A 22,346-nucleotide genomic window follows, 5' to 3' on the forward strand; every position below is an offset into this window, starting at 1 on the left:
ATCTTTTTGGTGATTCTAATCGTATATGAACTTCACTAAATAAATAAATTTGAATTGTTTGCAACTAATAATCTCTATCACCAAGTAGTACTCAATCTGATAGTTGAGATTTTATATCTTTCAAAAAATAAATATCATAAACAGATGCAGGACTAATATCAATACTCTAGAAAACACATCTTAAAGAACAATCAGCATAAAGTTTATAGCCTTAAGAAGACATTTACTGAGAAGCACAAAAACCTCTATTTGGTGCACTAAACTGATTTTATTTGCAAATTTTCGAGCGTTTAATTCTTGCTATTTTACAAAACTGAAACGGCATACTATCAATGATTAAAACAATTTTCAAATTCATTAAATTCTTTCGCTAATTTGAGGCGAATACTATTAATTTGATATGATAATCTACATTTTCTTCGATTGTAAATACTTCGCTCAATTTTACAACTTACGCTTTAGGAATATTCCGAAATGAATTATTTTCACTATCAATACCCATAAATTCAGTAGTTAAGAAAAGACTTATGAGTTTTAAATCAAATGTTTAGGTCTTCTACATTGATAAATTAAAAGTTTATCTTAGGATATTTTTCATAGAATTTCCAATATTCTTTTATAATTTGCAAGTAAGTTATTCATTGTGAATTTTTTGTTGTAAAAACAATTTACAAATTTTCAATCAAATGAACAACTTTATTATTTAATAATCAAAATGCAGAACAGGCTAAAAATATAAACTTTTAATAAAATCTCTAGAATAATTTTGAGGATGAGGAATTTTCAAATAATTGCAATTAACTAAAACTTTATTATAGAATAATATATCAATATCTATTAAACGATCAACGTAACTCTCATTTTCTTTGGGTTTAAAATAGATTCTTCCCATTTTTTGTTCAATATCTTTAATTTTTTTCAAAATCTCAAATGGAGAATAACTTGTATTAATTTCTATTTTTTGATTTAAGAATAAATTAGGTGTAGTAAATCCTTCAGCCTTATTTTCAAGAATATTAGATTCTTTTTTTATTTCGCCTACCTCTTTGTTTATAAGGTTTTTAGCTGATTCTAAATTATTTTTTTTGTCACCTAAGTTTGTACCAAGTAACAAAATGACTATATTTTGCGACATATAGAGCAAAAGTAATAATAAATTAAAAATGAAAAACTTTTTCGGGAGAGTATTCTCAACAATCATAGGAAATCTATTAACGATTAGTGTATTTGTCATACTACTTTTCGTGTTGATATTTGTTTCAGCATTATCTGCTCCAACAAAAAGTGTGAAAGATGGTTCTGTTTTAGAAATTTCGTTGGAAGATCCAATTATGGAAAGTGATATGGATCGTTCCGTTTCTATTTTTGATATGTCAGAAAGTCCAAATGTTTTTTTACAAGATATTATTCATTCAATTGAAGAAGCGAAGAATGATGATAAAATAAAAGGAATTAGTCTGAAATTGGATAAATTTTCTGGTGGAGCTACGCAAGCGACTGATATTCGTAATGCACTAGAAGATTTTAAGAAATCTGGAAAATTTGTGTATTCATATTCTAATTCAGGAAGTCAGCTGTCATATTATATAAGTAGTGTGTCTGATAAAATTTATCAAAATCCTTTGGGAGGAACTTTATTACAAGGTTTAAGTTCTAATATTATGTTCTTCAAGAATGCAGGAGATAAATATGGTGTAGATTTTCAGGTGATTCGTCACGGACAATTTAAGAGTGCAGTAGAGCCTTATATGAGAACAAATATGTCTGATGAGAATCGATTACAATTGTCAGAATTATTGAATGATGTGTGGGGTAATGTTTCAAACTCGATTACAAAATCGCGTAAAATTTCTCCTGAACAATTCACTACAGTAACAGATAGTTTGTATGCTTTCATCCCAGAAACAGGAAAAGAAAATAAGATTTATGATGTATTGGCACAAGAAAATGAATATCAAAAAATGTTATTCACAAAACTTGGTCTGAAAGAAGAAAAATCAAAAACTGATTTTGAAGTTCTTGAAAAACATACCATAAAAGTAGAAGATTATTTTGAAACCTTATCAGATAAATCTGAAAAAGATAAAATTGCAGTCTTATATGCATCTGGAACAATTTCTGAAGGGGATGGTTTTGATGGTATTCAATCGAAGACTTATGTGGATGCGATTCGCAAAATCAGTCAAAACGATAAAATCAAAGCTTTAGTTTTACGTGTAAATTCTCCTGGAGGTAGCGCAAATGCATCAGAAGAAATTTTATATGAATTGATGCAATTGAAAACAAAAATGCCAATCGTAGTTTCTTTTGGTGATGTTGCAGCATCTGGTGGATATTACATTGCACAAGCTTCTGACAAAATTTATGCACAACCAAATACAATTACTGGTTCGATTGGAGTTTTCGGAATGATCCCAAATGCGCAAAAATTATTCAATAATTTCGGATTAGATTTTGATGAAGTAAAAACGAATGCAAATGCAGATCAGTTAAAATCTTTGACAACACCATTATCACCAACAGCAAAAAATACGATGCAAAAATCAATCGTATTGATTTATGGAAAATTCGTAAACCACGTTGCTACAAATAGAAAGTTAACGTACGAGCAAGTTGACAAAATAGGAGAAGGACGTGTTTGGTCTGGAACTCGCGCAAAACAAATTGGTTTGGTAGATGATTTTGGAAGTTTAGATACAGCGATAAAAGAAGCAGCTAAATTGGCTAAAATAGAAAAATATTCGACAGAAAATTATCCAAAAAGAAAAGATTCTTTTGAAGAATTTATGGATAATCTTCAAGGAAAAAATACTGAGGCAGCAATTGCAAAAGAATTAGGTTCGGACGGAATCCGAATTTACAAAGAAATAAAGATGATGAATGAGCAAAAAGGTGATCAAGTTAGGCTACCTTACGATATTCAAATTCAATAAAAATCATAAAAAAGGGTTAAAATATTTTTAACCCTTTTTTATTGTTAAAATCTTACTATTTTAGTAAAAATATTTAGTTGATAATAAAATTAAATTCTCTTTTATAATCATCTAAATTTATTATACTTTTGTACATTCATTTTTAATAATACTGAGACATAATCAACGATGGGATTATTTGATTTTTTCACGCAAGAAATTGCGATTGACCTGGGGACTGCTAACACTTTAATTATTCATAATAATAAAGTTGTAGTAGATAGTCCATCTATCGTCGCTATACATAGAAGAACAAATAAAGTTATTGCTGTTGGAGAACAAGCAAAACACATGCAAGGTAAAACGCATGATGATATAAAAACAATTCGTCCTTTAAAAGACGGAGTAATTGCAGATTTTGAAGCTTCAGAATTCATGTTGACAGAGTTCATCAAGAAAATTCCTGGAATTCAAGGGAAGTTATTTTCACCTTCATTACGAATGGTGATTTGTATTCCTTCTGGAATTACAGAAGTTGAGAAACGTGCTGTAAAAGATTCTTGTGCACGCGTTAACGCAAAAGATGTTCGTCTTATTTACGAACCAATGGCTGCTGCGATAGGTGTTGGAATTGATATCACTCAACCTAAAGGTAACATGATTATTGATATAGGTGGTGGTACTACAGAAATTGCCGTTGTTGCATTAGGTGGTATTGTTTGTGACAAATCTGTGAAAATTGCAGGTGATGTTTTTACAAATGATATTGCATATTACTTAAGAACCCATCATAATTTATATATCGGAGAAAGAACTGCTGAACGTGTTAAAATTGAAGTTGGAGCTGCTGTAGAAGAACTAGAGCATGCACCAGAGGATATGCCAGTACAAGGACGTGATTTGATTACAGGAAAACCAAAAGAAATTACTGTAAATTACCGCGAAATTGCACGTGCATTAGACAAATCAATTTTACGCATTGAAGATGGTGTAATGGAAACGTTATCTCAAACTCCTCCAGAATTAGCTGCTGATATTTACAACACTGGTATCTATATGGCTGGTGGTGGAGCTATGTTGAGAGGTTTAGATCAACGTATTTCTAAAAAAACAGGTTTACCAGTTTTCTTGGCTGATGATCCTTTACGTGCTGTTGTTCGTGGAACTGGTATTGCACTTAAAAATATTGATAAATTCACTTTCTTAATGAAATAGAAGAGTAAAGAGCAATGCAATATATTCTGAATGCGATTAGAAGAAATGGAATGCTATTAATTTTTGTCTTTTTAGAGTTAATTGCGTTGTTTCTTGTCTTTAAGAAAAATATTTATCACGAAACTATTCTTGCCTCTGCAAGCACATCGTTTACAGGTTATGTGGATGATAAAATTGCAAAGGTGACAAACTTTATTCATTTACCGAGTACCAATAAAGATTTGATGGACGAAAATGCCTTTTTGCGTGAGCAATTGGTGCATTTAGGTATTAAAGATGCGAAAACTAAAAAGTTTTACAAATCGGATACCTTAGGTTATCATCAAACGTATTCTTTTGTACCTGCAGAGATTGTAAATAACTCGATTATCAAAACGCAAAACCTTTTGATGATTGATAAAGGAACAAATGATGGAATAGAAAAAGGTGACGGAATCATTACAAATAATGGTGTAATTGGTATTGTAACTTTTGCTGGGAAAAATTATTCTCGTGCAATTTCGTTGTTAAACAAGGATATCAATATCAATGCACGTATCAAAGGAAATCAATATTTTGGGACAGTGAAATGGGATGGAAAAGATCCTCGTTATGTTCAGTTATATGAAATTCCGAAATACATCGAAGTGAAAAAAGGAGATATTATCGAAACAGATGGTAAATCACCAGTTTTCCCAGAAGGAATTATTATAGGTAAAGTTGTAAGTAAAGGAATTGATGAAACGGGAGAAATGAAAGTTCAAGTAAGATTGAAACAAGATTTCGCCAATTTAGCTCAAGCTTATGTGGTCACAAACCTTAATAAAGTTGAAATTCAACAAGTAGAAAAATCAGATACAATAACAAGTCCACAGAATGTTCAATAAAGATTTTTTAATCAATATTATCAAGATTATCGTTTTAGCTTTGTTACAAGTTTTTGTGTTCAATCACATCAACTTTTTAGGAAGTTATCAACCATATATCTATATTGTATTTGTATTATTTTATCCGCCTTATCAAAATAAATATGCCTTACTAATCTTATCATTTATGTTAGGATTAATGATAGATATTTTCGAATACACAGGAGGAATTCATGCTTTTGCATTAACACTTATCGCATTTCTTAGAAATCCAATCATCAAACTTTTGGCAGGAAAACAAGATTACGAAATGGAATTTTTCTCTTTCAATTCGTTCAGTTTTGCGCAATGGTTGTTTTATTTGATTATTCTAATTCTTGCACATCATATTATTTTATTACTTCTTGAGAATTTTAAACCATCAGGAATTGGATCTTTGATGCTAAAAGCATTAATCAATTCGGGAATAACTTTTGTGTTTGTCTTTATTTATAAAATTTTATTTAAAAATAAAGTTGGAGTATGAAAAAGTTGATGGTTGTTTATGCACTCATCCTGTTTATAGTGTTTCTATTTATAGGACGTTTGGCGTATTTGCAATTATTTACAGATCGTTATACGTTAAATGCATTTAATACTTCGATCAAACAAGAAATTATTTATCCTAATCGTGGTGATATTCTTGATCGAAACGGAAAATTGTTGGTGAGTAACACATATTCGTACGAATTAGACGTTATTCCAGGGAAATTAATTGACAGTTATGGAGAATATATGAATGGTTTTGATAAACCTAAATTCTCTAAAATGATTGGAATTTCTACACAACAATTTGATTCTATTTTAGATAAAATTGTTACCGCAAAAGATTATAAAAAATTATCGCCTTATCCATTCTTAAAAAATATTTCGCGAGAGAATTTTGCTCGTATGCAAGAACAATTGTACTTGTATCCTGCATTTAGCATTATCAAACGTCCCGAGCGTAAATATATGGTAAATTCTGCCGGAAATATACTGGGCTATATAAACGAAGCCAATCAATCTTATATCAAAACAGATTCTACCTATTATCAACCTGGAGATTTGGTTGGTATTGCTGGTGTCGAGAAATCGTATGAAAAAGATTTGCGAGGAATAAAAGGTGTAAAAAACTGGATTGTAGACCGAACAATGAATGTTGTTGGTCCATATAAAAACGGAGATTATGATCGACCTGTAAAAAGTGGGAAAACAGTTCATTTGACAATTGATTATCGTTTGCAAGAATTGGCAGAACAAATGCTTCAAAATAAACGTGGGGCAATTGTCGCACTTGATCCTAATAATGGTGAAATTTTGGCTTTAGCATCCGCACCTACAATTAATCCAAACGATTATTTGAATACAAAGTTGAGAAGTGCATTAATCAACGATTCTATTGCTCGTCCAACTTATGATAGAGCTTTACAAGGAACTTATCCTCCTGGTTCTACATTCAAAATGGTAACGGCTTTGGCTGGTTTACAAATGGGAACGATGACAGAAAAAACAACATATGTTTGTAAACATGGTTTCCGTTATGGACGTATGCATATTGGTTGTCACTGTGGAATGTATTATACGCCGCAAGGTTTAGAACATGCAATTGGAAAATCATGTAATAATTATTTTTCTGAAGCTTATCGTGATATTGTTCGTAAAGATCCAAATGATTATAGTGTCGGAATTAACGAATGGGCTTCCATTTTGAATAGTTTCGGATTAGGAAAATTTATGGGAACAGATTTACCGGTTGGTAGCAAAGGTCTTATTCCGACAGCTGAGTTTTACGACAATCGCTTTGGAGAAGGTGTTTGGAATCCTTACCGTATTATTTTCAATGGTATGGGACAAGGAGATATTAATACAACTCCGCTGCAAATGGCAAATTATACAGCAATTATTGCCAACAAAGGATTTTTCTATACACCGCATATTGTACATAGTATTGATGGAAAACCATTGACGGATTCTACTTATATGGTGAAAAAAAATACATTGGTTGATCCAAAACATTTTGACATCATTCAACGCGGAATGCGTAATGTATTTACAATGGGTACAGCTCGTAGTTTTGATACAAGTTCTTTTGTACAATTTGGTAAAACTGGAACTTCTCAGAACTCTCATGGACAAGATCACTCATTATTTGTATTGTTTGCTCCAGCAGATAAACCAAAAATTGCGATTGCTGCAATTGTAGAAAATGGTTCTTGGGGTACAACTTATGCTGGACCAATGGCGAGTTTGATCGCAGAATTATACGTAACGGATACAATAAAACGACCTGCGTTAGTGCAACGTATGAAAAATGGTAATCTACAAGGCGAATATCGTCGTCAATGGATAGATTATCTAAAAAGAAAAGGATTATACGTAGAACCTGTAAAAAAGGATTCTATCGGAAATAAAATAGATAGTTTAAAATTTAAAAAAGATTCAACAAAACTAAAACATGAGCCAAAGCAGATTACTAAAAGGAATTGATTGGATTGTACTGATCCTAGGGTTTCTGATAGTAACTTTCGGGATTATGAATGTGTATAGTGTCAATCCAGATTTAGGTGTAAAACAGCTAATTTGGTTTGGACTTGGAATGGTGATGATATTGATTTTGATAATTGCGAGCGGAAACAACCGTAATTTTTTCGAAATTTATAGTCCTGTTTTTTATATCATTTCCCTCGTTTTGCTCGTCGGAGTTTTGATTGTTGGAAAGGAAATTAATGGAGCAAAAGCGTGGTATCGTTTTGGACCTCTGAGTTTGCAACCAGCCGAATTTGCGAAGATTGGTACAGCTTTGTTGATTGCTAATTTTATCAATCATTCAAACGCAAATCTAAAAGACTTAGGTTTTATAGGAAAAATATTGTTGATTATCGCAATACCAGTAGTTTTAATTCTTTTACAACCCGATTTAGGTTCAGTAATTATTTTCTGTTCATTAAGTATTGCCTTGTACAGAGAAGGACTTAATCCATGGATAATTTTAGCACCAATCATATTATTAATCATTTTCTTGATTTCGATTGTACAAATTCCTTTTTACGTTTTATTAGTTTTTGGATTTATAATTCTTACAATAGCTTTATTAATTTTAGCTTTCAATTATAATCAGAATGTAGTTGATGCGATGCATGGTGTTTTAATCGGCTTATCAATTTTCTTTTTATTATTGATTGGAATTTGTTATTTGGTTGAAGATTTATCTGAAGAAACACGCGAATCTTTCGGACATTTATTTCCAATGCGTTCCTTATTTTTCTCAGAACCAATATTTTTTAATACAACTTTCTTTGGATTGATAGGATTCTTTATATCAATTATTCCAGTTTTAATTTTAAAATTAACCGAACAAAAAGAAATTAATGATTCACCATTCAAAACACAATCTGGATTAGCTGCAAATGTTCTGAATTTTAGTATTATTGCGTCTATTGTGTTGTTATTATTTGCAAGCACGGTTAGTTTTATTTCTCCGATCATTTTTGAGAAATTACCCAAACACCAAAAAGAGCGTGTGATGGTTTTGTACGAAGGAGAAGCAAAGTATCGTGATACTTCGGGATATAATTTATTGTATGCAAAAACAGCGATTGGTTCGGGCGAATTATATGGAAAAGGTTACAATCAAGGAACTATTAAAAAAGGAAGGTTTGTACCAGAACAACAAACCGATTACATTTTTACAACAGTAGGAGAAGAGTGGGGATTCATTGGTAGTACAGCCTTGGTGATTGTTTATGCAGTTTTCGTAGGGCGATTATTTTTCTTAGCCGAAATCCAAAAAAATAGATTTGCACGATTTTATGGATATGCAGTCGCCTCTATTTTATTTTTCCACTTTTTTATCAATATCGCAATGGTGATTGGGCTTTTCCCAACGGTTGGTATTCCGTTACCATTTTTCAGCTACGGAGGAAGTTCGTTATGGGGATTCACTATTCTGATCGGAATTTTCCTAATCATTCATTACAAGAACAGTCAAGGATTTATTTAGAATAATAATTCAATAGAATAAAAAAGCTACATTGATTTTCAATGTAGCTTTTTCGTTATTATTTCGATACTTCTAACTCAGAAATATGATGAACTTTCTTAATTAATTTATTGTCTTTATCAACCAAAATTAGAGTAGGAGTAGATTCTATTCCATATTCTGCCGCGATTGGCGAATCCCATCTCAAAAGATCAGTATAATTGTACCAAGGTAATTCTTTCGTAGCATTGTTAAACGCTGTTTGATCATAGTCTAAAGAAATAGCAACAATTTCTCCACCTTTTGATTTGAAGTTCTTGTAAAACTCTTTAATGTGCGGGATTTCTTGTTGACAAGCAGGACACCAAGAAGCCCAGAAAACAATTAATTTTTGATCTTCTTTGATATCATATAATGATTTTTTCCCATTAACAGGTTGAGGAAAAGTGATATTAGGAACTTTACTTCCCACTTGCATAGAAGCGCTTTTTTCCACTTTCTTTTTCAATTGATCTGTTACATTAGAAGTCAAACTTTTTACTTTATCTACATATTTTTTATGAAAATTTGCATATTCTTTTTCAGGAACAAAGTTTAAGATAGTTGTCAATACATTTTGACCTCTTGTCGTTTTGATATCTGTTTTAGCCAAAATTTCGTCTGTAGCAGCAATTAAATTCCCTTCTACATCTTGATTGTTTGCAGCAGCTAATTTTCCATTAATATAAGCAAAAACTAAATCATTAAACATTCCAGATTGCTCCAATCGTATATCATCTTTTACAAAATGATTCACAATTTCATTTAGCGTTTCAGCATCTTTATTTGTTTGAGCTTTTTGTTTCAAATCATTCAACTCATTAATATAGGTAATTAATGGCGAAAAATTTTCGTTACGTTTCAACTCTTTTATACGCTTATCTTCTTTTACCATTGCTGTATAAAATTCATCAGTTGGTTTATACATTTGCATTAAATAAGGAAAAACCTGGTTCTGAATTTCATTTAATGGTTGAAGTGCTAAAACTTTATTGTATTCCTTTTGTGTATTTCCCTCAAAAATTTCAAGTTTAGTAGATATTTCTTGCCCACTAACCGTTTTGAATTTTAGATTTTTGTTATCAGTTAATAACGAAAGATTTTCACCTGTTGGCAAATCAATACGTACAAAACCATTGTATTCTTTTGGAACTTTTACAGAAAAATTTCCGTTGTTATCAGTAATCGCATTGTTGATTAATTTCATTTCGGCATTGTCGAAAATTTTAACCAAAACAGGTTTATTTGCATAATTTTCTATTTGCCCAGAAACATTAAACTGCCCAAAGACAGAACTTCCTAAAACAACAAGCGGCAGTATAAATTTATTTTTCATAGTTTGTTTGATATAAAAAAACCTCAATCTATTGATTGAGGTTTAAAAGTATGAATTTATTTTTTAATTATTAGTCTTTGTTCATATGAATCTATTCCTGCAATTGTTACAGCTGTAACAATTAAAAAAGGTGCATAATCATGAATAGATACTTTTCTAATACCATCCCTATTTCCTGTATTATCTCCGTTCATATTACAATTTTTCCAATCTGAATAAAGGATTTGTAGGTTGGGCGTTAACAGATACATTAATAATGAAAACAAATAAAAAAAACAAGTTAATTTTCAATAATTTTTTCATAGCTAGTTTTATTTGTTAATGGTTTTCTTCGTTAAAGTTTCACCACCTTAATATACAATCTTAACCAAATATAAGGTTGGAATATTATTAATATTTAAATTATAATCTGTATTTGTAGAAATATTGTTTTATAAAATATTTGACGTCCAATTAAATTAAAAATTGAAATATTAGCGGTTGTATTACTTTGCTCAAATTTAACAAAATGACCTCCATTATTTCAATATAAATAGTAGCTTATTTTAATCATTTATATCTAGTGTTTTTGGTGATTGATTCCAATAGAATTCTAAGCGATTATTAATTTTATCGTCAGCTATTTTTTATATATTTATATTGTGTAGAATCACTATAGACCTAAGCAAGTGTGACTAAAGCAAGTAGATTCTTTTTCATAAATTATGTTATTTTTGGTAGGTTTCTATTAAATTAAATAATAATTTTATTACAAATATAAAAATATTTATTAATAAGTTACTATTCAACAGATTATATTATAACTTTTTCTGGTAAATCTTTAATGTTATACATTAAATCAGTAAAGATTTCTTCCGTAACTGCTCGTAATCCTCGAGCTCCTAAACCCAGTTCATTGGCACGGTCTACAATTCTATTTAGGGTTTCGTCCGTCACTACAAGCTCTTTTCCGTCTAGGGCAAAAAGTTTTGTATATTGTTTCATTAGAGAGTTTTTTGGTTCTGTCAAAATAGCTCTCATCGCTTCTTTATCTAATGCTTTAAGATACGTAATAATTGGTAAACGTCCAATTAATTCTGGAATGATACCAAAGTTTTTCAAATCTTGTGCATTTACTTCATCCAAAAGATTTTCGATTTCTTTGTGATCCTCATTCTTGAAACCAATTACGTGTTTCTTCAAACGATCTGCAATGTGTTTTTCTATTCCAGAAAAAGCTCCACCAGCCACAAATAAAATATCTTTTGTATTAACTTCTATAAATTTTTGATCAGGATGCTTACGTCCTCCTTTTGGTGGCACGTTAACAATAGTTCCTTCCAAAATTTTAAGCAAAGCTTGTTGTACACCTTCTCCAGAAACGTCACGTGTAATAGATGGATTGTCACTTTTACGTGCAATTTTATCTACTTCATCAATAAATACGATTCCTTTTTCGGCAAGCTCTACATTGTAATCAGCAGATTGTAAAAGACGCGTCAAAATACTTTCTACATCTTCTCCTACATATCCAGCTTCTGTAAGTACAGTTGCATCAACTATTGCAAACGGAACATTTAATAACTTAGCAATTGTTTTAGCTAATAATGTTTTTCCACTTCCTGTTTCTCCAACTAAAATTACGTTCGATTTATCAATCTCTACATCATTTTCTTTGTCTAGTAATATTCTTTTGTAATGGTTGTATACGGCAACCGACAATATTTTTTTTGCCTGGTCTTGACCAATCACGTAATCATCTAAAAACTCTTTAATTTCTTTCGGAGATTTTAGCGTTAATGGTTTTATCAAATCGTTATTTTCGTTAAATTTCGATTCTTCTAAAACTATACCATGAGCTTGTTCTATGCAATTATCACAAATATTACCGTCGATTCCAGACACTAAAATATTTACTTCGTTTCTGCTTTTTCCGCAAAAAGAGCACTTATTTTCTTCCAATTTTCTATACTTAATTAAGATGCAAAGGTATTTATTTTCTTTTAGATAGAAAATATTTATTTGTTAATTTCTATCAGTATAAATTATGGTAAAATAAAGGATGAAGTTATCTTATTTTAGATTATTGTTTTTTATGTTTCTTTCTTATTGTTTTACAAATTTTTAAGTATTTGTAAACGAAAAAGGATACTCAATAAGTTGAGTATCCTTTTTTTGTATTTTTATTGAATTTAAAATTATTTACGAGGCAATAAAACTTCGTCAATCATTCCATATTCTTTTGCTTCTTGTGAAGTCATCCAGTAATCACGTTCACCATCTTTTTCGATTTGCTCGAAAGTTTGACCAGAATGAGTTGCAAGAATGTCGTATAATTCTTTTTTTAATTTCAAGATTTCCTTCAATGTAATTTCCATATCAGTTGCTTGTCCTTGAGCACCTCCTAAAGGTTGATGAATCATCACGCGAGAATGTTTAAGTGCTGAACGTTTTCCTGCTGCACCTGCACATAATAAAACTGCTCCCATAGAAGCTGCCATTCCTGTACAAATTGTTGCAACATCTGGTTTTACTAACTGCATTGTGTCGTAAATTCCTAATCCTGCATAAACACCACCACCTGGTGAGTTAACATAAATCTGAATATCTTTTGTTGCATCTACACTTTCTAAGAACAATAATTGTGCTTGAATAATATTTGCAATTTGATCATCGATTCCTGTTCCTAAAAAGATGATTCTATCCATCATCAAACGAGAGAAAACGTCCATTTGTGCAACGTTCAATTTTCTTTCTTCAACGATGTAAGGCGTTGTATTTTGGATGTAACTCTCCATATGTAAAGAGCTAATTCCTTTGTCTAACAGCGCATATTTTTTAAATTCTTCTCCTACGTTTTTCATTATTAAATTTAGATTTTAAATGAAAGGTATAAAGAATTTTTTAGAAGTGATTAAGCTTCTGCTAATTCTTTATTTTTTTCTGTAATAATGTCAACAAACTCGTCAAATGTTACTTCTTTCTCGTTCAATTTTACATTGTTTTTGAAGATGTCTAACATTTTGTCTGTAAACACTTGGTATGATAAACGGTTGTATTCTTCTTGATTCTGTAAAGCAGACATTGCAATTTGTTGTAATGTTTCTTCTGGAATAGAAGTTTGACCGTACATTTTTAATTGATCTTTGATTGCAGCAAAAGCAGCTTCTTTTACTTCCTCAGCATTTACTTCTACATTGTTAACTTCAGCAATTTTAGCTTCGATTAATTGGTAACGTAAACCTTTGTCCATTTTTACCAATTCTTCTTTCGCTTGCTCTTCAGAAGTTACATTTTCGTTAGAAGTGATTAACCATTTTGTTAAAAATTCTGTTGGTAAATCAAATTGAACTGTATCTAATAATTTAGCTACAACATCATTGATAATTTGTTTGTCAGATTCTTTGTTGTACATGTTTTCTGACTCTTCTTTGATTTTGTTACGGAAAGCTTCTTCTGAATCTACAGCTCCTTCTCCATAAACTTTATCAAATAATTCTTGATTAACTTCAGCTTTTTCAGCTTTGTTAATTTCTTTGATTGTATACGTAACGTTAGTTCCTTCTTCAGAAACTTCTGTGTTCAATTGTTGTGCAGCTTCTTCAGCAGTGTCAAAAATATCGTTAGAATTTACTTCTACAACATCACCAGCTTTTTTACCGATAAATGCAGAAGCATCTTTCAATTCTTCTAAACGGATAAATGTTGGTTTAGCTTCTTGTCCTTCTACAGCAGCTTCTACTTTCAATACAGCTTCAGCTTCAGCTTCAGTTAAAGATTTTAATGATCCAAAACGAGCAGCGAAATTATCTACATATTTTTGGATTTCGTCGTCAGCAACTTTTACTTTGTAGCTGTCAACTTCTACTTTAGATAAATCAACATCAAATTCTGGAGCTAATCCTAATTCGAAATCAAATGATAATTGATCAGCATCCCAATCAACATCTTTCATTACAGGAACTGGATTTCCTAAGATTGATAATTTTTCTGTGTTGATGTATTCAGATACACTTTTTTGTAAAATTTCGTTAACTGTATCAAAAATAACAGCTTGTTCGTATTGTTTTTTTACAAAGCTCATTGGAACTTGTCCTTTACGGAAACCTTTGATGTTAGCTGTTTTTCTGTATTGGTTTAATACGTCAACTACTTTTTCTTGATAATCTGCCTTATCAACAGTTACAGTTAATACTGCGTTTAATTTGTCTGTTGTATTTTTAGTAATATTCATCTACCTTAAATTTGGAGTGCAAATGTATAAATTATTAATGATTTTTAATAGTAAAAAGTAATATTACAATCAATTCATTCACTATAAATTAACAATTCGGATCGAATCTTATCAAATACTTTAGATTTTGATTTTAGATGGAAAGATTGAATTGATTATTTACTACTTTTCTGAGGTGATATTTTCAACAATTAAGCCATTTGATTTTTGCTGACACAATGACATAAAAAAATCCAGAACGTATGTTCTGGATTTTTAATATTTAGAAAATTTAATTTCTTATAATTCTCCGTAATTTGCGTAAGATTCATCAAAAACAAAATCTTCCATAAATTTAGTTGTGTAATTACCCGCAATAAAATCTGGGTGATCCATCAACTGTAAGTGGAAAGGAATCGTTGTTTTGATACCTTCGATATAAAATTCCCCTAACGCACGTTTCATTTTTGCTATTGCTTCTTCACGCGTTTGTGCAGTAACAATGATTTTTGCAATCATAGAATCGTAATTTGGTGGAATTGTATATCCAGCATAAACGTGTGTATCAACACGAACACCGTTACCACCAGGAATATTAATATTTGTAATTTTCCCTGGAGAAGGGCGGAAGTCGTTATAAGGATCTTCTGCATTGATACGACACTCGATAGAATGTCCGTTTGGATAATAGTTTTGACCAGAGATTGGCTCACCATCCGCTAACATAATTTGTTCACGAATTAAATCGAAACCTGTTACTTGCTCAGTAATTGGATGCTCTACTTGGATACGAGTATTCATTTCCATAAAGTAGAAATCTCCGTGTTTGTCAACTAAGAATTCAATTGTGCCAACACCTTCATAACCTATATATTCACAAGCTTTAACTGCTGCATCTCCCATACGTTGACGTAATTCGTCTGTCATGATTGGAGAAGGGGTTTCTTCTGCTAATTTTTGATTACGACGTTGAATAGAACAGTCACGTTCTGATAAGTGACAAGCTTTACCGTTTTGGTCACTTGCAACTTGAATCTCGATATGACGTGGTTCTTCGATTAATTTTTCCATATACATTCCGTCGTTACCAAAAGCTGCAGCAGCTTCTGTACGAGCAGATTCCCATGCGTGTAATAAATCTTCTTCTTTCCAAATTGCACGCATACCTTTACCACCACCACCGGCAGTAGCTTTCATCATAACTGGGTATTTAATTTCGCGCGCAACTTCTAAGGCTTGCTCATAGCTTTCTAATAAACCATCAGAACCTGGTACTACAGGAACACCAGCTTCTTTCATAGTAGCTTTCGCATTGGCTTTATCTCCCATACGCTCGATATTTTCTGCAGAAGCACCGATGAATTTGATTCCGTTAGAAGCACAGATTTTAGAAAAAGTTGAGTTTTCAGATAAAAACCCGTAACCTGGGTGAATAGCATCCGCGTCAGTAATTTCTGCAGCCGCGATGATGTTAGCCATTTTTAGGTACGAATCTTTACTTGGAGCAGGACCAATACACACAGCTTCGTCAGCGAAACGTACGTGTAATGAAGTCTCGTCTGCTTTAGAGTAAACGGCAACCGTTTTGATTCCCATTTCTTTTGCAGTACGTATAATACGCATTGCAATTTCACCTCTATTAGCGATTAATATCTTTTTAAACATAATTTTTTAGATGTAATTGATTAAGCTGGATCAACTAAGAATAATGGTTGATCGTACTCAACTGGACTAGCGTCGTCCACTAAGATTTTTACAATTTTTCCAGAAACTTCTGATTCGATTTCGTTGAATAGCTTCATTGCTTCAACAATACATAAAACTTTACCTGGAGCAATAGCATCACCTACATTAATAAAAGGTTCTTTACCTGGTCCTGCAGCACGGTAGAAAGTACCAATCATAGGAGATTTAACTGTAATTAAATTACTATTTTCTTCTTCTGTTGATGTTGTAGAGTTATTTGCTGGTGCAGCTGCTGACGCTTGAGGAGCGGCAATTGGAGCTACAGGAGCTTGTGGTACATAAATTTGTTGAGATGCAACTTGTGCAGGTACGCTTGCTAAAGTTTTGATTTTGATTTCGATGTCATCTTGTTTGATGCTTACTTCAGCAACTTCTGCTTTTGATACGAATCTAATTAAATTTTGAATGTCTTTAATGTCCATATAATGCGGTTTTTTATTTGACCTTTTATGTTTGTTTTTTATAAAACGATTTCAAAGGTATTGAAAAAAAAATAAAAAAAGCTGTTTCTTTTTAGAAACAGCTTCAAAATCTTTCGAAGATTATATTATTCAGTAACTTCTTGTACTTTCTCTAATACTACTTTACCTTTGTAGTATAATTTTCCGTCAGACCAGTGAGCTCTGTGATATAAATGTGCTTCACCTGTTGTTTTATCGATTGCTAATTGTGGAGCTTCGATTTTGTAGTGTGTTCTACGTTTATCTCTTCTTGTTGACGACTGTCTTCTCTTAGGATGTGCCATATCTAACTACTTTTTTTTCTTTATTTCTATAATTTATTTTAATAATAAAAACCAATTAAGGTTTCAAATCTTTCAATTTTGCCCAACGAGGATCAATGTCGTTATTATCGTCATCGTCATCATTGTTGTTGTCTTCATCGTAATGCTCGTATTCTTCATCTTCGTCTAATTCGTAAATGCTGTATTGGTCTAACAATTCAATCATTTCAGAATCGCTTTTGCCATTCAAGACATCGGGATGAATTCGTTTTGTTGGTACTGATAACATTGCCAATTCATAAAGAACTTGCGCAACGTTGATTTGGTATTCCTCTCTTGGAATTACCCACATTTCAAAATCAGTATCGTCAAACTCGTTTCCAAATTTAACAATTAATTCTGCATTATTTGAAATTTCTTGTTGAAACAATTCTCCAGTCAAATCACAAGGGACTGTAATGTCTCCTTTTAAGCTGATTTCTAACTCAAGCATTGTTGATTTTTTATCTAAAATAATTGTTGCAATTAAATTAGGATTGTCAAAATCTTGCTCAATTTCAAATAAATCAAAGAACGATTGTGATAATTCGAATGTAAAATCACTCTTACCAAAAGGCAAGCTTGTAAATACAATATTATAATTTTTTAACTTGTCCATACCACAAAAAGGTGTGCAAAGATAATCTAATTTATTTAAAATTAATAGCTCTTTGCAACTTATTTTAAATTTTTATTCTTTATTATCGCCTTTTTCTAATTTTAGAGGAATATGTTGCAATACATTTTTTGTTAGCTCTTGGTATTCGTTTCGATTTTTATATAATTCGATTGCCGAAAAAATAGCTTCCTTAAATGATTCTTCGTTTGCAATTCCTTTTCCTGCGATGTCGTAAGCCACACCATGATCTGGCGAAGTTCGTACAAATTTTAATCCAGCTGTATAATTAACTCCTTCATCAAAACTAATTGTTTTGAAAGCCACCAATCCTTGATCGTGATACATGGCCAAAACAGCATCAAAAGCGTCTAAATTACTTGGATTGAAAAAACTATCTGCCGAATAAGGTCCAAAAACTAATTGATTTTCGTTAATACAACGCTCGATAACAGGCGAAATAATTTCTTTTTCTTCTGATCCTAACAAACCATTGTCACCTGCATGAGGATTAAGCCCGAGAACAGCAATTTTTGGCTTGCTGATAGCGTAATCTTCAATCAAACTTTTATGAATTTGTTGAATTTTTGCATAAACAGATTTTGGATTAATTTGTTTGGCAACTTCGCTAATCGGAATATGTTGCGTCACTAAACCAACTCTCAATTTCTCTGAAACTAAGAACATCAAAGGTTTTCCTCCCCAAACTTCTCCTAAATATTCGGTATGACCTGGGAAATGAAATTCTTCGGACTGAATATTATCTTTATTAATTGGAGCCGTTACCAAAACATCTGTAAAACCATCTGAAACAGATTTTGCAGCCGCTTTTAATGATTGATAAGCGTGTTCACCAGCTTCTTTGGTTACTTTACCATAATGTACATCAATTTGATCTTTCCAAAGATTAACCACATTGATTTTTCCGTCTACAATTTGATTTGCATCTTGAATACCTTGAAAATTGATTCGGTCAAATTTTAAACGATCTTTTTGATACGATAATAATTTGGTTGAACCGAAAATAACAGGCGTAAAAAACTCTGTTATTTCTTTTTCTTGTAAGGTTTTTAAGATAACCTCAATTCCGATTCCGTTATAATCACCAATCGAGATGGCAACTCTAATTTTTCTATCTTTTTCAGACATAATGTTAGTTTAATATGATTGGCTGGATGGTTTGTATTTTTTTAAAAATCTTTTGTAAATTAAATCTACAATTAAACCTCCAATCCATGATGAAAAGAATAAAACTGGACAGATCGCAATTTCGTACCAAGTTGGGTGATAAGGCGTGATAAGAACGTCGCCTAATGCAACGATTAACACAATAAAACCTACAAACATCGTGTAAGCTTGTTTAGCTCTTCTTACGATAAGAGCTGTTATAACACCTCCAACTAAAGCTGCAATTCCACTAATTGCGAGCATTGATCCAAAAAATTGAACTTCGAATTTTTTCCCTTCTTGGTGCGAAAAATATTTGATGATGTGTCTCCATTCCGGAAAAACTTTGTCGTCCCATCCTAATCTATCCGCGTTGTATATAAGACCAAATTGTATGATAGCATAGATAACAGCTAATCCTACTATTACAGCAATTGTGTTTCTTAATACAGTTTTGTCTTTTAGCATAATATTTTATTAGTCTGCAATGGCGATTACAGAAATTTCAACATTTACGTCGCGTGGTAAACGAGCAACTTCTACACATTCGCGTGCAGGATAATTTTCATCATTAAAATAAGAAGCATAAACTTCGTTAACTGCATTGAAATCATTCAAATCCTTAACGAAAATAGTTGTTTTTACAACTTGGTCAATTGTTGTTCCGCCTGCTTCTAAAATTGCAATTACATTTTTCATCACTTGATGAACTTCATCTTGAATACCTGTTGTAACCAACTCATTTTTTTCTACATTAAAAGGAATTTGTCCTGATGTGTAAATAAATCCGTTGTATTTTACACCTTGTGAATAAGGTCCAATTGCGTGTGGTGCTTTTTCTGTATGAACGATTTGTTTTTTCATTTAATATTTTTTTAGTAATTAAGTCTTGATCTGTCGTTGTATTTTAAATCTTGTAAGATTGATGCTTTGATTCCGATAAAGAAATCATAACTTTTATATGTTCCCATTGGCGTCCAGTTGAATGATAAAGTAAAGCTTCGTAAATCTCTTTCAAAACCAAAACGCACATAAGTAATTTCACTTTTGATGAAATCGTAAGTTGCATTTGCCGAAATTGCCCAATATGGTGTTGGTGAAATTTTACCATTCATTGCAATAGAACCTGTGCTACTTCCTTTTCGTTCTGTTCCTTTGCTATAATTATAACTTAAATTAGCTGTTAAACTCCAAGGAATAGCAAATTGAGCATAATTATCGCTGTCGTAATAGAAATTTTCGTCACGAACTGTTCCTCGTTTTTTATAGTTCTTGGCATCGAAACGTTTTCCACCAAATGTACTATTGTCAAAAGTATAACCAGTTCCTAATGTCATATTCGAAATACGAAGATTTCCTAAGCCAAGTTCATCAATGTATTGAGCAACTTCATTTCCTTCAGCATTTATATAACGTTGAATTTTATATGGATTAACAGTTGATGAGAATTGTACATTAACTTTTCTATCAAACAAAGATGTCATTCCATTAATACTAATCGGAGAAAGTTTAAATTCATCCGCAGAGAAATTATAAGATGAACTCAAACGTAAATATTCAAAAATCTTTACTTTCTTGAAACCTTTTGGATCATTTGCATCTTTGATTTTCATCTCCAAGTTATTCGAAAGTCCAAAGTTTAATGAATTTGTCAAACCAGGAATTGATACACCATATAACATGTTTTGATATTGGTTGTACCAAACTTCTTCTTGATTTTGGTTTTGATAAGGTTTGTAATATCCCCAAGATTGACTTTGGAAATCTGGCGTATAACTATAACCAATAGATGGCGTAATTACGTGCTGAATTCCTAAAATCTTAGCATCTTTATTTGGATTAAGATATAATCCATAAATATTTGTTGAAACAGAAGCATTGAAATTAAATGTTCGATAAGAATTGAATCCTTTCAACGTTGTATCTTCTACTTTTCCGTTAACAGAATTGTAATTTTTAATCAAACGATTATCACCCCAAACTTCATTATAGTCAGAAGAAAGTGTTAATGGAAAATAATTAGCAAGTGTAATACCTGTTTGCAAACCAATTTTGTGATTCGCACCCATTCGCATTTGATCTTTCCACATTTTGTCTGTAAAAATATCTTTGTCGTTTGTGCTAACTTCATTTCCAGCTTGCATGCTATAGGTTAAACCAAGGTTTTCGATCAAACCTTCTTTCGGCATATTTTTCTTTGCAAAAGGGAAAATACGAGACATCGTTAAGTTGAAACGAGGAAACGCAATACTAATATCTCCTGTGTTATAGTTTTGAGAGTGCGACATACTCATTTGAGCTGTTAATGGTGCATTCTCAAAGTTTTTTGTTAAGTTGATAGAAGAGTTAACGTTGTTTGTAAAAACTTGTCCAGTATTGATGTATTGATTTCGTACAGATTCACGGTAATATTTCGAACTCGAAAAGTTAACATTAGCATTGAATAACCAATATGGATTTGCTTTTGGGTCTTGGCTATGCGACCACATTACACCAAACATATTTTGTTTAGAAAACGCATTTGTGCCTTCTGTAAGACCTTTGATACCAGTTAAGCGATTTTCTACATTGGCTGCAAGTCGTCCATTGTATTTATAACGTTTTTTATAGGTAGACTCGGCTCTAGCAGCCCAACTACCTTTTGTATAAACATCTCCCGAAAGTTTTAAATCAAAATTATCTCCAAATGGAACATAAAACCCTAAATCTTCGATAAAGAAACCAAGATTTGTACGCTCACCTGGGCGAGGCATCAAAATACCTGCGGCACGTTTTGCACCCATCGCTGGGATGTAACCAAATGGCAATGCTAAGGGCGTTGGTACGTCATAAATCCACATATTGATAGGTCCGGTAATTAATGTTTTCTTACCATTTTTATCAATCATTTTTCCTTCTTTGGCGCGAAGAAAATAATCTGGGCGAGTATCTTTTCCTTCCTTAAAATATGTATCTGTTGTAAAATCAGCACGTTTTAACAACATTACCGAATCATTGACACGCTTCGCTTTATCAGCAATGATGATTCCATCTTCTTGTGTCATGCGAATGTTATACGCAATTCCAACTTTTGTTTTGAAATTTACCTTGAAAGCATCTTGCAAAATTTCTTGTTGACCTTGTGTAAACTTTGTTTTTTCAATAATATTCCCAATAGAATCGCGTTTACCTTCGGCATATACATCACCTGTATCCCAATTTAGTTCGATATAATCTGCATCAATAGTCATATCGCCATAAACTACATGTGCCTTACGCAAAAGGTAAGTCATACGTTTTTTACGATTATGTATTTCGTCCTCGGAATTGTGTTCTACCACAAACTCTAATTTCTCTTTTACAGGGATAATAGTATCTAATTTTACTGAATCAGAAACTATCTTAGAGTGATCTTTATCGTTATTATTTTGCTTAACTTGTCCAAAAGAAACGGTGCAAACCATAACTGGACTAAAAAATAAAATCGATTTAATTGCCTTTGTAAACAAATTGAAAAACTTATTTTTTATAAATTG

20 protein-coding genes and 1 pseudogene are annotated in these 22,346 nt (G+C 31.8%); 6 read left to right on the top strand and 15 right to left on the bottom strand.

Annotation, left to right across the window (positions count from 1 at the left end):
- Together B3I31_RS14670 and folK are read right to left on the bottom strand one after the other, a co-directional pair.
- Nucleotides 1–591, bottom strand: a pseudogene (locus tag B3I31_RS14670) (IS982 family transposase); the annotation flags it as partial.
- Between the two features lie 136 nt (nucleotides 592–727).
- Nucleotides 728–1,114, bottom strand: a complete 387-nt coding sequence (gene folK, locus B3I31_RS03970) for a 2-amino-4-hydroxy-6-hydroxymethyldihydropteridine diphosphokinase (protein ID WP_291059225.1) — start codon at nucleotides 1,112–1,114, stop codon at nucleotides 728–730.
- Between the two features lie 49 nt (nucleotides 1,115–1,163).
- On the opposite strand from folK, the gene sppA reads away from it, so the two are divergent.
- The 6 genes from sppA (at nucleotide 1,164) to rodA (ending at nucleotide 8,993) form a co-directional block, all read left to right on the top strand.
- Complete coding sequence (gene sppA, locus B3I31_RS03975) at nucleotides 1,164–2,933, top strand: signal peptide peptidase SppA (RefSeq protein WP_291059227.1); 1,770 nt, start codon at nucleotides 1,164–1,166, stop codon at nucleotides 2,931–2,933.
- A gap of 168 nt (nucleotides 2,934–3,101) precedes the next feature.
- Entirely contained in the window at nucleotides 3,102–4,127 is a 1,026-nt protein-coding gene (locus B3I31_RS03980) for a rod shape-determining protein (RefSeq protein ID WP_019975837.1), read from the top strand.
- Between the two features lie 14 nt (nucleotides 4,128–4,141).
- Nucleotides 4,142–4,993, top strand: coding sequence for a rod shape-determining protein MreC (gene mreC, locus B3I31_RS03985; protein WP_291048797.1), 852 nt, complete (start codon nucleotides 4,142–4,144; stop codon nucleotides 4,991–4,993).
- Entirely contained in the window at nucleotides 4,983–5,498 is a 516-nt protein-coding gene (gene mreD / locus B3I31_RS03990) for a rod shape-determining protein MreD (protein ID WP_291048795.1), read from the top strand. The genes mreC and mreD overlap by 11 nt, the downstream gene beginning before the upstream one ends.
- On the top strand, nucleotides 5,495–7,480 hold the full coding sequence (locus B3I31_RS03995; RefSeq protein WP_291048792.1) for a peptidoglycan D,D-transpeptidase FtsI family protein: 1,986 nt from the start codon (nucleotides 5,495–5,497) through the stop codon (nucleotides 7,478–7,480). The genes mreD and B3I31_RS03995 overlap by 4 nt, the downstream gene beginning before the upstream one ends.
- A complete protein-coding gene (gene rodA / locus B3I31_RS04000; RefSeq protein WP_291048789.1) occupies nucleotides 7,449–8,993 on the top strand; it encodes a rod shape-determining protein RodA in 1,545 nt (514 codons plus the stop codon). The genes B3I31_RS03995 and rodA overlap by 32 nt, the downstream gene beginning before the upstream one ends.
- A 58-nt stretch (nucleotides 8,994–9,051) precedes the next feature.
- On the opposite strand, the gene B3I31_RS04005 is transcribed toward rodA, so the two are convergent.
- The 13 genes from B3I31_RS04005 to B3I31_RS04065 all read right to left on the bottom strand — a co-directional run bounded on the left by B3I31_RS04005 (nucleotide 9,052) and on the right by B3I31_RS04065 (nucleotide 22,319).
- Entirely contained in the window at nucleotides 9,052–10,347 is a 1,296-nt protein-coding gene (locus tag B3I31_RS04005; protein ID WP_291059229.1) for a TlpA family protein disulfide reductase, read from the bottom strand.
- A 56-nt stretch (nucleotides 10,348–10,403) separates the two neighbouring features.
- The gene (locus tag B3I31_RS04010; RefSeq protein ID WP_286494681.1) at nucleotides 10,404–10,541 is read right to left on the bottom strand and encodes a hypothetical protein; all 138 of its coding nucleotides are present in this window, start codon (nucleotides 10,539–10,541) and stop codon (nucleotides 10,404–10,406) included.
- 598 nt (nucleotides 10,542–11,139) lie between these two features.
- A complete protein-coding gene (clpX, locus tag B3I31_RS04015; RefSeq protein WP_280062867.1) occupies nucleotides 11,140–12,288 on the bottom strand; it encodes an ATP-dependent Clp protease ATP-binding subunit ClpX in 1,149 nt (382 codons plus the stop codon).
- Between the two features lie 236 nt (nucleotides 12,289–12,524).
- Complete coding sequence (clpP, locus tag B3I31_RS04020) at nucleotides 12,525–13,190, bottom strand: ATP-dependent Clp endopeptidase proteolytic subunit ClpP (protein ID WP_038331995.1); 666 nt, start codon at nucleotides 13,188–13,190, stop codon at nucleotides 12,525–12,527.
- Between the two features lie 50 nt (nucleotides 13,191–13,240).
- Nucleotides 13,241–14,560 carry a trigger factor gene (locus B3I31_RS04025; protein ID WP_291059231.1) on the bottom strand — a complete coding sequence of 440 codons (1,320 nt, stop codon included), beginning with the start codon at nucleotides 14,558–14,560 and terminating at the stop codon, nucleotides 13,241–13,243.
- A 279-nt stretch (nucleotides 14,561–14,839) separates the two neighbouring features.
- On the bottom strand, nucleotides 14,840–16,204 hold the full coding sequence (accC, locus tag B3I31_RS04030) for an acetyl-CoA carboxylase biotin carboxylase subunit (protein ID WP_291059233.1): 1,365 nt from the start codon (nucleotides 16,202–16,204) through the stop codon (nucleotides 14,840–14,842).
- A gap of 20 nt (nucleotides 16,205–16,224) precedes the next feature.
- Nucleotides 16,225–16,707 (bottom strand): acetyl-CoA carboxylase biotin carboxyl carrier protein, encoded by a 483-nt coding sequence (gene accB, locus B3I31_RS04035; RefSeq protein ID WP_125348723.1) that lies wholly within the window; start codon nucleotides 16,705–16,707, stop codon nucleotides 16,225–16,227.
- A gap of 125 nt (nucleotides 16,708–16,832) precedes the next feature.
- Entirely contained in the window at nucleotides 16,833–17,030 is a 198-nt protein-coding gene (gene rpmF / locus B3I31_RS04040) for a 50S ribosomal protein L32 (RefSeq protein ID WP_019975824.1), read from the bottom strand.
- 55 nt (nucleotides 17,031–17,085) lie between these two features.
- Entirely contained in the window at nucleotides 17,086–17,667 is a 582-nt protein-coding gene (locus B3I31_RS04045; protein ID WP_125348725.1) for a YceD family protein, read from the bottom strand.
- 72 nt (nucleotides 17,668–17,739) lie between these two features.
- Nucleotides 17,740–18,813, bottom strand: a complete 1,074-nt coding sequence (pdxA, locus tag B3I31_RS04050) for a 4-hydroxythreonine-4-phosphate dehydrogenase PdxA (RefSeq protein ID WP_286484795.1) — start codon at nucleotides 18,811–18,813, stop codon at nucleotides 17,740–17,742.
- Nucleotides 18,814–18,822: 9 nt separating this feature from the next.
- Complete coding sequence (locus B3I31_RS04055; RefSeq protein ID WP_291059237.1) at nucleotides 18,823–19,299, bottom strand: hypothetical protein; 477 nt, start codon at nucleotides 19,297–19,299, stop codon at nucleotides 18,823–18,825.
- A 9-nt stretch (nucleotides 19,300–19,308) separates the two neighbouring features.
- Entirely contained in the window at nucleotides 19,309–19,695 is a 387-nt protein-coding gene (locus B3I31_RS04060) for a RidA family protein (RefSeq protein ID WP_221854336.1), read from the bottom strand.
- Between the two features lie 11 nt (nucleotides 19,696–19,706).
- Nucleotides 19,707–22,319 carry a putative LPS assembly protein LptD gene (locus tag B3I31_RS04065; protein ID WP_291087640.1) on the bottom strand — a complete coding sequence of 871 codons (2,613 nt, stop codon included), beginning with the start codon at nucleotides 22,317–22,319 and terminating at the stop codon, nucleotides 19,707–19,709.
- Nucleotides 22,320–22,346 lie beyond the last annotated feature (27 nt).

It is taken from the genome of Empedobacter sp. UBA3475 (assembly GCF_002378465.1).
In the GTDB taxonomy this organism is placed as follows: domain Bacteria; phylum Bacteroidota; class Bacteroidia; order Flavobacteriales; family Weeksellaceae; genus Empedobacter; species Empedobacter falsenii_B.

Excerpts from the sequence above, each read along its gene's own strand:
- sppA (WP_291059227.1), top strand. The coding sequence starts at position 1,164 with ATGAAAAACTTTTTCGGGAGAGTATTCTCAACAATCATAGGAAATCTA.
- B3I31_RS03980 (WP_019975837.1), top strand. The coding sequence starts at position 3,102 with ATGGGATTATTTGATTTTTTCACGCAAGAAATTGCGATTGACCTGGGG.
- mreC (WP_291048797.1), top strand. The coding sequence starts at position 4,142 with ATGCAATATATTCTGAATGCGATTAGAAGAAATGGAATGCTATTAATT.
- mreD (WP_291048795.1), top strand. The coding sequence starts at position 4,983 with ATGTTCAATAAAGATTTTTTAATCAATATTATCAAGATTATCGTTTTA.
- B3I31_RS03995 (WP_291048792.1), top strand. The coding sequence starts at position 5,495 with ATGAAAAAGTTGATGGTTGTTTATGCACTCATCCTGTTTATAGTGTTT.
- rodA (WP_291048789.1), top strand. The coding sequence starts at position 7,449 with ATGAGCCAAAGCAGATTACTAAAAGGAATTGATTGGATTGTACTGATC.
- B3I31_RS04005 (WP_291059229.1), bottom strand. The coding sequence starts at position 10,347 with ATGAAAAATAAATTTATACTGCCGCTTGTTGTTTTAGGAAGTTCTGTC.
- B3I31_RS04010 (WP_286494681.1), bottom strand. The coding sequence starts at position 10,541 with ATGAACGGAGATAATACAGGAAATAGGGATGGTATTAGAAAAGTATCT.
- clpP (WP_038331995.1), bottom strand. The coding sequence starts at position 13,190 with ATGAAAAACGTAGGAGAAGAATTTAAAAAATATGCGCTGTTAGACAAA.
- B3I31_RS04025 (WP_291059231.1), bottom strand. The coding sequence starts at position 14,560 with ATGAATATTACTAAAAATACAACAGACAAATTAAACGCAGTATTAACT.
- accC (WP_291059233.1), bottom strand. The coding sequence starts at position 16,204 with ATGTTTAAAAAGATATTAATCGCTAATAGAGGTGAAATTGCAATGCGT.
- accB (WP_125348723.1), bottom strand. The coding sequence starts at position 16,707 with ATGGACATTAAAGACATTCAAAATTTAATTAGATTCGTATCAAAAGCA.
- rpmF (WP_019975824.1), bottom strand. The coding sequence starts at position 17,030 with ATGGCACATCCTAAGAGAAGACAGTCGTCAACAAGAAGAGATAAACGT.
- B3I31_RS04045 (WP_125348725.1), bottom strand. The coding sequence starts at position 17,667 with ATGGACAAGTTAAAAAATTATAATATTGTATTTACAAGCTTGCCTTTT.
- pdxA (WP_286484795.1), bottom strand. The coding sequence starts at position 18,813 with ATGTCTGAAAAAGATAGAAAAATTAGAGTTGCCATCTCGATTGGTGAT.
- B3I31_RS04055 (WP_291059237.1), bottom strand. The coding sequence starts at position 19,299 with ATGCTAAAAGACAAAACTGTATTAAGAAACACAATTGCTGTAATAGTA.
- B3I31_RS04060 (WP_221854336.1), bottom strand. The coding sequence starts at position 19,695 with ATGAAAAAACAAATCGTTCATACAGAAAAAGCACCACACGCAATTGGA.